11 protein-coding genes are annotated in these 12,871 nt (G+C 65.2%); 8 read left to right on the forward strand and 3 right to left on the reverse strand.

Annotated elements, in window-relative coordinates:
- Nucleotides 1-308 precede the first annotated feature (308 nt).
- Nucleotides 309-1,466, forward strand: coding sequence for a GGDEF domain-containing protein (locus XH89_RS26260; RefSeq protein ID WP_194463267.1), 1,158 nt, complete (start codon nt 309-311; stop codon nt 1,464-1,466).
- Between the two features lie 63 nt (nt 1,467-1,529).
- The gene (locus XH89_RS26265) at nt 1,530-2,630 is read left to right on the forward strand and encodes a DUF2336 domain-containing protein (RefSeq protein WP_194463268.1); all 1,101 of its coding nucleotides are present in this window, start codon (nt 1,530-1,532) and stop codon (nt 2,628-2,630) included.
- Here XH89_RS26265 and XH89_RS26270 read toward each other — a convergent pair.
- Both XH89_RS26270 and XH89_RS26275 read right to left on the reverse strand, forming a co-directional pair.
- Complete coding sequence (locus tag XH89_RS26270) at nt 2,627-3,265, reverse strand: NrsF family protein (protein ID WP_194463269.1); 639 nt, start codon at nt 3,263-3,265, stop codon at nt 2,627-2,629. The genes XH89_RS26265 and XH89_RS26270 overlap by 4 nt on opposite strands.
- Nucleotides 3,265-3,813: a sigma-70 family RNA polymerase sigma factor gene (locus XH89_RS26275; protein WP_194463270.1), complete on the reverse strand. Its 549-nt coding sequence runs from the start codon at nt 3,811-3,813 to the stop codon at nt 3,265-3,267. Before XH89_RS26275 ends, XH89_RS26270 begins: the two co-directional genes overlap by 1 nt.
- 290 nt (nt 3,814-4,103) lie before the next feature.
- On the opposite strand from XH89_RS26275, the gene XH89_RS26280 reads away from it, so the two are divergent.
- The 6 genes from XH89_RS26280 to XH89_RS26305 all read left to right on the forward strand — a co-directional run bounded on the left by XH89_RS26280 (nt 4,104) and on the right by XH89_RS26305 (nt 9,758).
- On the forward strand, nt 4,104-4,787 hold the full coding sequence (locus tag XH89_RS26280) for a hypothetical protein (protein ID WP_194463271.1): 684 nt from the start codon (nt 4,104-4,106) through the stop codon (nt 4,785-4,787).
- A 148-nt stretch (nt 4,788-4,935) separates the two neighbouring features.
- The gene (locus XH89_RS26285) at nt 4,936-5,715 is read left to right on the forward strand and encodes an enoyl-CoA hydratase (RefSeq protein ID WP_194463272.1); all 780 of its coding nucleotides are present in this window, start codon (nt 4,936-4,938) and stop codon (nt 5,713-5,715) included.
- Nucleotides 5,716-5,902: 187 nt separating this feature from the next.
- Nucleotides 5,903-7,333 (forward strand): TolC family outer membrane protein, encoded by a 1,431-nt coding sequence (locus XH89_RS26290; protein WP_371825177.1) that lies wholly within the window; start codon nt 5,903-5,905, stop codon nt 7,331-7,333.
- A gap of 25 nt (nt 7,334-7,358) precedes the next feature.
- Complete coding sequence (locus tag XH89_RS26295) at nt 7,359-7,913, forward strand: hypothetical protein (protein ID WP_194463274.1); 555 nt, start codon at nt 7,359-7,361, stop codon at nt 7,911-7,913.
- Nucleotides 7,914-7,964: 51 nt separating this feature from the next.
- On the forward strand, nt 7,965-8,927 hold the full coding sequence (locus XH89_RS26300) for an amidohydrolase family protein (RefSeq protein ID WP_194463275.1): 963 nt from the start codon (nt 7,965-7,967) through the stop codon (nt 8,925-8,927).
- A gap of 201 nt (nt 8,928-9,128) precedes the next feature.
- Nucleotides 9,129-9,758, forward strand: a complete 630-nt coding sequence (locus XH89_RS26305) for a LysE family translocator (RefSeq protein ID WP_194463276.1) — start codon at nt 9,129-9,131, stop codon at nt 9,756-9,758.
- On the opposite strand, the gene XH89_RS26310 is transcribed toward XH89_RS26305, so the two are convergent.
- Nucleotides 9,755-12,871: an efflux RND transporter permease subunit gene (locus tag XH89_RS26310; protein ID WP_194463277.1), complete on the reverse strand. Its 3,117-nt coding sequence runs from the start codon at nt 12,869-12,871 to the stop codon at nt 9,755-9,757. The genes XH89_RS26305 and XH89_RS26310 overlap by 4 nt on opposite strands.

The following is a 12,871-nucleotide window of genomic DNA, read 5'->3' on the forward strand; positions in this document are numbered from 1 at the left end:
CGTGGCGGCTGGCTGCTTCGCTGCAGAACGGTAACATAATACGGAAACACTCTCTTCGGACTTGCCGTGGGCCGTCACAGGCAGCCCGCTCGAGCTCGGTCCATAACACGGCCCTGTGCACCTTATGTCGCACGGCGCCGGCTTTGGTCCGCGATATCGCCTGCGATGCCTAATTGGCTGCAAAATTCCGCGCCGCCGGAGCCCCTTACCCGCGCAACGTTCCCCTGGCGGATTCGGTTCATAAGGATACCAAACCTAAAGGCTTGCCACGTAGATTTTTTCGGCTGACATCCACCATTGGCGGGACCATGAGTACGGCCGCGACGTCCTTTCCGGAGAGGAGTGCCGCAGAGACCGCGGATATCGTCCTCACGCCCGAGGCGGCCGCGCGGGAGGTGCTGGCCCGTCGGATCCGCCAGCGCCGGCAGATGTATATCGGCCAGGTCGCGAGCTATTCGCTCGCCGCCTTCGTGCTGCTGCTCTACGCCTATGACGGCGTCATTGGCAGCAACGTTCCATCGCTGTTCTGGGTTGGCGGCCTTCTGATCATTGGCATCTTCGTGGTGATGTCGGAGGCCGGCGTCGGCGACAGGCACAACGACCATTATCTCACCGTCTTCCAGATCTCGGCGCATATGGCGCTGCAATTCGTGTTCCTGGTGTCGGTGCCGACGATCGGGATCGCCTTCATCAGCGTGCTGTTCCTGATCTTTGCATTCGGCACGCTGCGCATGAGCTCGGCCCAGGCGATGCTGACCTGGGCAATTGCGACCATCGCGCTCGCGGCCGTGTTCCTCGGCTCCAACCTGCCGATCGGCATGCCGGTCGCGACGCGGCTGCAGCGGACCGCCTCGATGCTGTGCTTCGTGCTGGTGATCGGCCAGTGCGCCTTTCTCGGCCTGTTCGGCGCAACGCTGCGCAAGATCCTGTACCGCCGCAGCATCGAGCTGAAGGCGGCCTATCGGCGGATCGAGGAGCTCGCCGAGCTCGACGAGCTGACCGGTTCCTACAACCGCCGCTGCATCATGCGGCTTCTCGACGCGGAGATGGAAAAGGCGCGGCAGTCGGCCACACCTTGCGCCATCGCGCTGATCGACCTCGACTGGTTCAAGCGCATCAACGATGCCTACGGCCATCCCGTCGGCGACGAGGTGCTGCGGACCTTCGCCATCACCATCTTCGCCAACATCCGGCCCGACGACCGCTTCGGCCGCTATGGCGGCGAGGAGTTTCTGCTGCTGCTGCCCGGCACCGCGATCGAGGCCGCATCGCGCATGCTCGACCGGCTGCGCAGCATCGTGGCCGAGCTCGACTGGAGCGCATTCTCGCCCGGCATGCACGTGACGATTTCCGCCGGCGTCGTGACGCTACGCGACATTGATACTGCAGATACGTTCCTCGCGCGCGCCGACAGCGCGCTGTATTCAGCCAAGGCGCAGGGGCGCAACCGCATTGCTACGAGTTGACCGATTCATTTGCTGCCGGCGCGAGAGAAGGTACCGCCGGTCCGAACGCTCCAGGACAGGGCCATGAGATCCAAATCCGCCAAGTCATCCGAGAATTTGCTCGAGGAATTGCAGAGCGCGCTCGCACACGGCACCGTCGCGCGCCGCGTCGAGACGCTGCGCCGCGTCACCGATCTCTTCGTGGGCAACGCGGTGGATTATTCCGACGACCATATCCGCGTGTTCGACGACGTCTTCCAATGCCTGATCGAGCAGATCGAGACCTCGGCGAAAGCGTTGCTCGCCGACCGGCTCGCGCCGATCGGAGCCGCCCCGCCCCAGATCATCCGCACGCTTGCGCTCGACGACGTCATCGAGGTCGCGGGTCCCGTGCTGTCGAAGTCCGAGCGGCTCGACGAGACGACCCTGATCGAGATCGCACGCAGCAAGAGCCAGGCCCATCTCAAGGCGATCTCGCTTCGACGGATGCTGTCGGAAGCGCTGACCGACGTGCTGGTGTCGCGCGGCAACGAAGACGTGGTGCAATCGACCGCAGCGAACCCGGGTGCACGGCTCTCCGAGGATACTCTCACGAACCTCGTCATTCGTGCCGAACGCGACGACGACCTTGCCGCCTGCATCGGCCTGCGGCCCGACCTGCCGCGGCATCATTATCTGAAGCTGGTCGCCAAGGCCTCCTTAAGCGTGCGCAGGAAGCTGGAGGCCGCCCACCCCGAACTGGCCGCCGAAGTATCGAGCGTCGTGCAGGAAGCGGCGCAGCGGGTTCGCACCGTCGCGATGACCCGGCAGACCGAAATGGCGCGCGCGCTGGTGAAGTCGCTTCACGATGACGGCCGCCTCAACGAACTCCAGATCACGACCTTCGCCGAGCAGGGCAAGTTCGACGAGACGAACGCCGGGCTCGCGGCGCTCGCCGGCGTCGCGGTCGAGACTGCCGAGAATATGATGATCGAGAACCGCACCGAGGGCGTGATGATCCTCGCCAAGGTGGCCGGCATGCAATGGTCGAGCGTGCGCGCGATCATCGCCATGCGCGAAAAACTGTCGGGTGGATCGCAGATCGACATGCTGTCGCTGCGCGATACCTACGAGGCCTTGCGCAGCTCCACCGCGCAGCAGGTGCTGCGCTTCCACCGCATGCAGAGCGCGACGTCGGCGGCTTAATACCTCAAAACCCTCGACCCGACCGCCGCGCCGATCGCGGTTACGAGCGCGGTCGCGATCGTGTACCAGGTCGCGACGAACAGCGGCGAATCGTCGGTGCAGTGCGAAGCGTAGAGCGTGGCGGCGAGCCCGGCCGACAGCAGGCCGGCGAGCGCACCGGCCAGCGCAGGACGCGACGGTGCGCCGTGGCGCAGACCGAACAATGCGCCCGCGAGCAGCGGCAGCGACATCGCGGGGATCGCCGACAGACACGCCCGCGAATTCTTGCCGACGAGCCGCATCGTCATCGGCATGGCCGGCGCCATCATCGCCTCGCTGCCGATCGCCACCGCAAGCAATCCGACGGGAAGCAGCAGCAGCCAGCCCCAGCCGCGCATCAGGGCCTCTGGCCGCGACAGATGCAGGCTGACGATGATCGCGGGGATCGCGAGCGACAGCGTGACCGCGAACTTCATGTCGAAGAACGGATTGTGCATGGCCGTCATCACGTCCGGTCGCACGCCCAGGAACGTCGCGAAAATCAGGATCGACAACGGCGCAGCGACCAGAAGTCCCGTGGTCAGCAGCGCACCGACCCGCGGAGCGCGATGGGCGTTGTCGGCCGCGAGCGTGCGAATGAGTTGGTCGGTATCCATCACGAGTGGTCCCGTAGTTTAGCGGTCAGGGCCGCAAGCCCCCGATGCAGCGCAACCCGCACCGCACCTTCGCTCATCGAGAATTTCGCCGCCGTATCCTTGATCGAGGCGGCCTCGACCGCGATCGACTGCAACACGTCGCGCTGGCGCTGCGGCAAGGTGCTCAGCTGCGCCGAAACCTCACCGGCCGAGGCGGTCTCCTGCGGCGTCTCGCCGGGCAGCGTTTCGGCGAAATCGTCGATGTTGACGAAGACGCGCCGGCCGCGGCGCCTGAGTGCATCGATCAGCTTGTTGCGCGCGATCGCGAACAGCCAGGGAGCGAAAGGCGCTTCGCTGTCCCAGGTGTGCCGCTTCAGATGCACCGCCAACAAAATCTCCTGCACGATATCCTCGGCCTGGTCGGGAGGCTGCCCGGCACGAGCCAGGCCGCGCCTCGCAGCAGCGCGCAATACCGGCGTGACCGCCTTCAACAGGCGATGATACGCCGCATCATCGCCCGCCATGGCCGACCGCATCAGGCCGGTCCATTCGTCCTCACGTCCGCGCACGCGCGCCCCTCACCATTGCAATTCGGCCGCTCTTTCAATTTGTTACGCAGCGACCCAGCCGATCACGAAGTCGTGATCTGCTCTGAGCCGCGGCCCGAAGCAGCCGCATCATTCCGCCACGGCTCTTAACACCGATCGGTCCCTGCCGCATCCGGCGGGCCGATGCGCCCGACCGGTTTGCCCCGGTTTTGCCCCGTGTGGCCCGAAGATTCCCATTTTTTGCCCCGCTGTCGTCATGCGCCAGGGTCTCTGTTCGCTCCCGGGACGGGCGAATTGGGGAGATCGTCAACATGATGAAAGCCAGCGGGCGCGCGGCATTGGTCGTTTTGGCCGGACTATTGCTGCTGTTTGGAGTGACGGCCCAAGCTGCACCAAACTCCGCCGCACCGACTTCTGCCGCAAGCACGAGCACGAGCTCGAGCAAACAGGCCGACGCGGGCAAGCAGCGGCACCGCGCGTCTCGCCACCACTCCGGCAGCAAGACGGCGCAGAAATCCGACGACAAGGCTGACACGGCAGACGTGACGCCGCAGGCCGACGAAACCAAGGCCGGCAAAGAGGCCAGCGCCGACGTCCCGGCCGCGAGCCAGATGCCGCCGGAAGTTGCCAATGCCAATGCGCAGCTCGCGCCCGCCGACACGCCGCCTGCGGCCGCGGCCTCCGCGATGACAGGCCGCGCCAACGACAACGTTCAGGCCGCAGCCGACAATAATGCGGCCCCGGCGGCCAATGCCGACAGCCAGGTGGTCGCGCCCGACCAGCTCAACGACCTCGATCGCGCTCTGCAACAGGATAACTCGCCTGCGCAGAAACCGGTGATCGCCGCAGCCGACCCACAGCCGCGCCCGGCGCCCGTCATGGCGAGCAGTCAGCCAAGCTCCGCCTGGGACCAAAGCTCCCTGATCGGCAAGATCTTCATTGGCGTCGGGACGCTGCTGACGCTGGCCTCTGCCGCGCGCATGTTCATGGCCTGATCTTGGTTCAATTCCCGGCCTGACGGCCCTTTCCGGGCGTGCGTTCTGCGCGCGCCCCGACTTCTCTTGGCCCCCTTGAATCCTGGCCCCTTGAAGCCCACCCCGCCAGCGGGCACATTGCCCGCCCAATCAAAAGTGTGGGTGGAGCATGAGCACGTTCGAACACATCATCGTCGAAAGCAAAGGCGCAGTCGGCATCGTCAAGCTGAACCGGCCGAAGATGCTCAACGCGCTCTCTTTCGGCGTCTTCCGCGAAATCGCCGCAGCCGTGGACGATCTCGAAGCCGATGACGCCATCGGCTGCATCGTCGTGACCGGCAGCGAGAAGGCGTTTGCCGCCGGCGCCGATATCAAGGAGATGCAGCCGAAGGGCTTCATCGACATGTTCTCCGAGGACTTTGCCGCCATCGGCGGCGATCGCATCGCACGCTGCCGCAAGCCGACCATTGCCGCGGTTGCCGGCTACGCGCTCGGCGGCGGCTGCGAGCTCGCCATGATGTGCGATTTCATCATCGCCGCCGACACCGCCAAATTCGGCCAGCCCGAGATCACGCTCGGCACCATCCCTGGCATCGGCGGCACCCAGCGCCTGACGCGCGCGATCGGCAAGTCCAAGGCGATGGATCTCTGCCTCACCGGCCGCATGATGGATGCGGCGGAAGCCGAGCGCAGCGGCCTTGTCAGCCGTATCGTACCCGCCGACAAGTTGATGGACGAGACCTTGGCCGCCGCCGAGAAGATCGCCACGATGTCGCGCCCCGCGGTCGCAATGGCCAAGGAAGCGGTCAATCGCGCCTTCGAGACGACGCTCGCCGAAGGCATGAGCGTCGAGCGCAACCTGTTCCACTCGACCTTCGCGCTCGAAGACCGCTCCGAGGGCATGGCCGCGTTCATCGAGAAGCGCAAACCCGTGAACAAGAACCGGTAAAGTCGACCGGCGGTAAGGCTGGTGTCAGACTACGCCCCTTCCTGCAGAACCCTGTGACGCGCCTGCAACAAGCACGGATTTCATGGGGGATTTCCCCGCGGCAGTTTGCCTGCGCGACCGACGCTGGGTAAACAGTTAAGAGAGCCGCCGTCGGCGGGGGCGGACAGCCGGGGTTTTGCGGGATTACATGATTGGGCGTGCCGCCAGAGCTGGTCGCGTGATGACGCGGCGTCGATCGGGCGCGGGTGCTGTCCTGGCGACATGGACCACGCTGGCGCTTGGTTGCGCCCTGCCCGTCACAGCCTCTGCGGAAGCCCTGCCGGAGGCACTGGTCAAGGCCTATCAGACCAATCCGCAACTAAACGCCGAGCGTGCAAGGCAGCGCGCCACCGACGAGAATGTGCCGCAGGCGCTGGCCGGCTATCGGCCGCAGATCGTGGCGAGCCTCAGCGCCGGCCTGCAAGCGGTGCGTAACCTGCTTCCTGGCAACACCATCCAGACTGCGACGCTGAAACCGTGGACCATCGGGGTCACGGTGTCGCAGACCCTGTTCAACGGCTTCCGGACCGCCAACAGCGTGCGGGTGGCGGAACTTCAGGTTCAGTCCGGCCGCGAAGCCCTGCGCAATGTCGGCCAGGGCGTGCTGCTTGACGCGGTGACCGCCTACACCAACGTGCTGGCGAACCAGTCGCTCGTGGAAGCCCAGCGCTCCAATGTCGCCTTCCTGCGCGAGACTCTCTCCATCACCCAGCGCCGCCTCAACGCCGGCGACGTCACTCCGACCGATACCGCCCAAGCCGAGGCGCGTCTCAACCGCGGCCTTGCCGACCTCAATGCCGCCGAGGTCGCGCTTGCGATTAGCCAGGCGACCTATGCCCAGGTGATCGGCAATGCGCCCTCTGCGCTTCGCCCCGCCGAAGTGGTCGATCGTTATCTGCCGAAGACTCGCGAGGATTCGATCGCGATGGCGATCCGCGAGCACCCGGCGGTGATGGCTGCGAGCTTCGACGTCGACGTCGCCTCGACCAATATCCGCGTCGCCGAAGGCGCGCTGCTGCCCAGCGCCAGCCTTCAGGGCAGCGCCAGCCGCAGCCGCGACAGCGACCAGACGCTCGGCACTTTCGCCACCGACCAGGCCTCGATCGTCGCCAACGTCACCGCGCCGATCTATGACGGCGGCCAGGCCGCCTCGCAGACGAGGCAGGCCAAGGAAGTCACGGCACAGAGCCGGCTCGTGCTCGACCAGATGCGCAACCAGGCCCGTACGGCGGCCGTCAGCGCCTGGGTGGCCAATGAAGGCGCCAAGATCGCGGTCTCGGCCTCGGAGTCCGAGGTGAAGGCAGCAACCGTCGCGCTCCAGGGCGTGCAGCGCGAGGCCGCCGGCGGACAACGCACGACGGTCGACGTTCTGAACTCGCAGGCCGATCTGATCCAGGCCCGCGCCCGCCTGATCGGCGCGCTCCGCGACCGCGTCATCGCCTCCTACACATTGCTCAGCGCCGTCGGCCATCTCGACGTCAAGACGCTGAGCCTGAACACGCCGGACTATCTGCCGGAGGTGCACTACCAGCAGGTCCGCGACGCCTGGCACGGGCTGCGCACGCCATCGGGGCAGTAATCTCCAAATCTTCGGGTCGATACCGATGAAGAGCCGCCGCATCCATCTGATGGGAGCTTCGGGCTCCGGCGTGACGACGCTCGGCCGCGCGCTGGCTGCGCGGCTGGCGCTGCCGCATCACGACAGCGATGATTATTTCTGGCTGCCGACCGCGCCGCCCTACCAGACGACGCGCCCTGCCGCCGATCGTCTGCGCCTGATGCGCGAGATGTTTCTGCCGCGGCTCGATTGGGTGCTGAGCGGAACCGTCACCGGCTGGGGCGACGGGCTCGTCCCATCGTTCGATCTCGTCGTCTTCGTGACCACGCCACGCGAGCTTCGCTTGCAGCGCTTGCGCGCCCGCGAAGCTGCCCATTTCGGTGCTGATGCCGTCGCACGGGGCGGCTGGCGTCATGACGAGACGGAGTCGTTCGTCGAATGGGCTTCACACTACGAAGCCGGCGATCGCGAAGGCCGCAGTCTTCCGAAAGACGAAGCATGGCTCGCAGGCCTGCCCTGCCCCATCGTCCGCATCGATGGCTCGCGTCCCATTTCCGACCTCGTCGAGCTGCTATGCAGCGAAGCACAGCGGCTGCCTTGATCATGTGATATTGTCTCCGCAACAATAGATGAGGCAACAGGGAGAGAAGCGATGCTCAACCGACGCAGTGTCCTGCTTGCCTCCCTCGCCGGCGGAGTAGCCATGACCACCAGAGCCCACGCCCGCGCGTCGCAACCCGCAACGCCGGTCAATTTTGACGTTCCGCCGCACGCCTGCGATTGTCACACCCACATCCACGGCGACGTCGAGAAATTTCCGTTCTTCCCGGGCCGCGTCTACACGCCCGAGCCGGCCTCGCCGGAAGAGATGGCCGCGCTGCACAAGGCACTGCATATCGAGCGCGTGGTGATTGTCACCCCAAGCGTCTACGGCACCGACAATTCCTCGACCCTGTTCGGCATGAAGGCGCGCGGCGCGAATGCACGCGGCGTCGCCGTGATCGACGACAAGACGACGGAAGCCCAGCTCGACGCGATGCAGCAGGAAGGCTTTCGCGGCATCCGTATCAACCTCGCCACAGGCGGCATCAGCGATCCCAATGTCGGCCGCACCCGCTTCATGGCTGCCGTCGAACGCATGAAGTCGCGCGGCTGGCATGTGCAGCTCTACACCACGCTGTCGATGATCTCGGCCATCAGGGATCTCGTGGAGGCCTCGACGGTTCCTGCCGTGTTCGACCATTTCGGCGGCCTCGAGGCCTCGCTCGGGGTCGAGCAGCCCGGATTTGCGGACCTCGTCGCACTGGTCAAATCCGGCAAGGCCTATGTGAAGATTTCCGGCGCCTACCGCTCCTCGAAGCTTGCGCCTGACTATCAGGACATGGTGCCTTATGCTCGCGCGCTCATCGCCGCGAACGCGGATCGCGTCGTCTGGGGTACCGATTGGCCGCACCCGGATTCGAGCCACGTCGAGGGACGGAAAGCCACCGACATCGCACCGCTCTACGCGATCGACGATGGCCGCCTGCTCAATCAGCTTCCGGTGTGGGCACCGGATGCCGATGTTCGCAAGAAGATCCTGGTCGACAATCCCACACAACTCTATGACTTTTGAGTCGCGGCGAATCCGATTGGGTTCAAGCAGAATGCGATCCGGTTCCATGCCGAGCCATGGCATTGTTGTCGCGAGAGCGTAGTGATCCTGACTCACACGATCGTGTTTGCTCGCTCATTTGCTTTTCAGCCTTCCGGTTGAGGCGAGGCGCCGAATTCGCGGCTACGCACACGCACAGATTTCATTTGTTCGTGCGGATGCATGCCCCTATCGCATTCTCTTGCCGCGCTTTTCTCCGGCATTGGAATTGGTTTCACCGTCGCAGCTCCGATCGGCCCCATGGGCCTGCTGTGCATTCAGCGCACATTGACCTCGGGCATGGCTACAGGCCTCGCCACCGGCTTCGGTGCGGCGACGGTGCACCTCACCTACAGCACCCTGGCAGTTTTGGGATTGGGCGCGCTGGCGCGGCCTTGGGTCGAGGCGAATGCCGTTGGCTTCGGCATCATCTCGGCGCTGACGCTGCTGTGGTTTGCGATTCGCACCCACCGCTGCTCCGTCGGACTTCAGAATTCCGGTGAAACCGACAGGGTGCATCTCGCGCGTGCCTATCTCAGCGCCATCGCGCTCGGGCTGACCAATCCGTTGACGGTGATCCTGTTTCTGGCCGCGCTGCATGCGTTCTCCACGCAGGCCGCAGCGGCTCCGCTGATCGCGGGCGTCTTCGTCGGCTCTGCGGTGTGGTGGATGATGCTCAGCACGATCGTCGCGACCGCGCGGTCCCGGCTGACCCCGCGGATGCTGTCACTGAGCACCCGCTTCGCCAGCCTGATGCCGCTCGGTCTCGGCGCCTCGATGCTGCTGCGGATCGCGCAACGCGCGTTGGGCTAGCGCGCCCGGCGCGAGAAGAAGGAGATCAGCACCGGCAGCGTCACCAGGATCACGACCGGCGCCAGCATCATGCCGGTGACGACGACGACCGCGAGCGGCTTCTGCACCTGCGAGCCGATGCCCTCCGAGAGCGCGGCCGGCAGCAGGCCCACGCCCGCGACCACGCAGGTCATCAGCACGGGCCGGAGCTGCAGCTCGCCGGTGCGCACCACCGCACTCATGCGATCCAAGCCCTCTTCGATCAGCTGGTTGAACTGCGAGAGGATGATAATGCCGTCCATCACGGCGATGCCGAACAGCGCGATGAAGCCGATCGCCGCCGAGACGCTGAAGGCGGTGCCGGAGATCAGAAGGCCGAGCACGCCGCCGAAGATCGCCATCGGGATCACGCTCATGGCGAGCAGCGTGTCGGTCATCGAGCCGAAATTGAACCAGAGCAGGATGCCGATCAGCGCCAGCGAGATCGGCACCACGATCGACAGCCGCCGGATCGCGTCCTGGAGATTGCCGAACTCGCCGACCCATTCCATGTGCGAGCCGGGCGGCAGCTGGACCTGGTCGGCGATCTTCTGCTGCGCCTCGCGGATGGCGCTGCCGAGATCGCGCTCACGTACCGAGAACTTGATCGGCAGATAGCGCTCCTGCTGCTCGCGATAGATATAGGCGGCGCCGGAGACGAGGCTGATCGTGGCGACTTCGCTCAAGGGAATCTGGGTGATCGAACCGTTCGGCCCCGGCGCGCCGATCCTGATATTCTGGATCGCCTCGGCGCTGCGGCGATACTCCGGCGCAAGACGAACGATGATCGGGAAGTGACGGTCGCTTCCAGGCTCGTAGAGATCGCCCGCAGTGTCGCCGCCGATCGCAACCTTGATGGTGGCGTTGATGTCGCCGGGGGCGAGCCCGTAGCGCGCGGCCTTGGCGCGATCGATGTCGATCTGCACGGTCGGCTGTCCGAGCGAGGTGAAGACCGCAAGGTCGGTGACGCCCTGTACCGTCGACAGCACAGACTTGATCTTGTTGGCGGTGTCGGTCAGCGCCTGGAGATCGTTGCCGAACAGCTTGATCGAGTTCTCGCCCTTCACGCCGGAGACCGCTTCGGAGACGTTGTCCTGCAGATATTGCGAGAAGTTGAATTCGACGCCGGGGAAGCGGTCGTCGAGCTGCTTGAGCAGCTGCGCGGTCAGCTCTTCCTTGTCGTGCGTGCCCGGCCACTCGCTCGCGGGCTTCAGTGGCGCGAAGAACTCGGCATTGAAGAACCCGGCGGCGTCGGTGCCGTCGTCCGGGCGGCCGTGCTGCGACACCACGGATTCGACCTCGGGTCGAGCGCGGATCAACTTGCGCATCTCGTTGACGTAGGAGTTGCCCTCCTGGAGCGAGATGGTGGGCGGCAGCGTGGCGCGGATCCAGAGATTGCCCTCTTCCAGCTTCGGCAGGAATTCGAGACCGAGCAGCCGGCCGAACACGAGGGTCATCACCACAAGGCCGACCGCGCCACCAAGCACGATGGCTCGGTTGGCGACGGCCCAGTTCAGCACCGGCATATAGAGCCGATGCAGGATCTGCATCACGCGGGTCTCGGTCTCCTCGACGTGCGCCGGCAGGATGATCGCGGATAGCGCAGGTGTGACGGTGAAGGTCGCGAGCAGGCCGCCGGCGAGCGCGTAGGCATAGGTGCGCGCCATCGGCCCGAAAATGTTGCCCTCGACGCCTGATAGTGTGAACAGCGGCAGGAAGGCCGCGATGATGATCGCGGCGGCAAAGAAGATCGAGCGCGAGACGTCGGCGGCGGCGCTGAGGATGGCGTGGCTCTTCATGCCGAACAGCGTCTCGTTCGACATATGCTCGGTTTCCGTCGTCGGCGTGGTCTGCGTCAGGCGGCGGAAGATCGCCTCCACCATGATGACGGTGGCGTCCACGATCAGGCCAAAATCGATGGCGCCGACCGAGAGCAGGTTGGCCGATTCCCCGCGCAGCACCAGGATGATCACGGCGAAGAACAGCGCGAACGGAATCGTGGCGCCGACGATCAGTGCGCTACGGAGATCGCCGAGGAAGATCCACTGCAGCAGCACGATCAAGAGGATGCCCACCACCATGTTGTGCAGCACGGTGTGGGTGGTGAGGTCGATCAGGTCCTTGCGGTCGTAAATGCGCTCGATCCGCACTCCCGGCGGCAGGATGGTCGAATTGTTGATCTGGGCGACCAACTGCTCGACACGACTGATGGTCGGCGTGCTCTGCTCGCCGCGGCGCATCAGCACGATGCCCTGTACGATGTCGTCGGCATCGTCGAGGCCGGCGATGCCGAGGCGCGGCTTCTGGCCGACGGTGACGGTGGCGACGTCCTTCACCAGCACCGGATTGCCATTGGTCTGCGCCACCATGGTGTTGGCGAGGTCGTCGATCGACTTGATCAGGCCGACGCCGCGGACCACGGCCGATTGCTGGCCGATATTGACGGTGTTGCCGCCGACATTGACGTTGGAGTTGCTGACGGCCTGCAGCAGCTGCGGCAGTGTCAGGCCATTGGCGACCAGCTTGTTGTTGTCGACCTGGAGCTCGTAGGTCTTGCTCTTGCCGCCCCAGCCGGTGACGTCGATCACGCCGGGCACGGCGCGGAAGCGGCGCTGGAGGATCCAGTCCTGGATGGTCTTGAGGTCGAGCACGCTGTAGTTGGGCGGGCCGACCAGGCGATAGCGGAAGATTTCGCCGATCGGGCTCAACGGCGAGATCTGCGGCTGCACGTTACCCGGCAGCGGCGCGAGTTGCGCCAGGCGGTTCAAGACCTGCTGCAACGCCTCTTCATAGGTGTAGGCAAACGAGAACTGGAGTTTGACGTCGGAGAGGCCGTAGAGCGAGATGGTGCGGATGGTCGTTAGGTTCTTCAGGCCGGCGACCTGGGTCTCGATCGGGATCGTGATGTAGCGCTCGATCTCTTCCGCCGACAGGCCCGGGCTCTGCGTGACGATGTCGACCATCGGCGGGGTCGGATCGGGATAGGCCTCGATGTTGAGCTGGTTGAACGCGATCAGGCCGCCGATGAACACGGCGACAAACATGCCGACCATCAGGAAGCGCCGGTTGACGGCAAGAGCGACGAGACGGTCCAT

Source organism: Bradyrhizobium sp. CCBAU 53340 (genome assembly GCF_015291645.1).
Classification (GTDB): Bacteria; Pseudomonadota; Alphaproteobacteria; order Rhizobiales; family Xanthobacteraceae; genus Bradyrhizobium.

Bases quoted from the DNA above. Each gene is read 5' to 3' on its own strand.
- XH89_RS26280 (WP_194463271.1), top strand. From the start codon at position 4,104: ATGATGAAAGCCAGCGGGCGCGCGGCATTGGTCGTTTTGGCCGGACTA.
- XH89_RS26270 (WP_194463269.1), bottom strand. From the start codon at position 3,265: ATGGATACCGACCAACTCATTCGCACGCTCGCGGCCGACAACGCCCAT.
- XH89_RS26305 (WP_194463276.1), top strand. From the start codon at position 9,129: ATGCCCCTATCGCATTCTCTTGCCGCGCTTTTCTCCGGCATTGGAATT.
- XH89_RS26300 (WP_194463275.1), top strand. From the start codon at position 7,965: ATGCTCAACCGACGCAGTGTCCTGCTTGCCTCCCTCGCCGGCGGAGTA.
- XH89_RS26260 (WP_194463267.1), top strand. From the start codon at position 309: ATGAGTACGGCCGCGACGTCCTTTCCGGAGAGGAGTGCCGCAGAGACC.
- XH89_RS26295 (WP_194463274.1), top strand. From the start codon at position 7,359: ATGAAGAGCCGCCGCATCCATCTGATGGGAGCTTCGGGCTCCGGCGTG.
- XH89_RS26290 (WP_371825177.1), top strand. From the start codon at position 5,903: ATGATTGGGCGTGCCGCCAGAGCTGGTCGCGTGATGACGCGGCGTCGA.
- XH89_RS26265 (WP_194463268.1), top strand. From the start codon at position 1,530: ATGAGATCCAAATCCGCCAAGTCATCCGAGAATTTGCTCGAGGAATTG.
- XH89_RS26310 (WP_194463277.1), bottom strand. From the start codon at position 12,871: ATGGACCGTCTCGTCGCTCTTGCCGTCAACCGGCGCTTCCTGATGGTC.
- XH89_RS26285 (WP_194463272.1), top strand. From the start codon at position 4,936: ATGAGCACGTTCGAACACATCATCGTCGAAAGCAAAGGCGCAGTCGGC.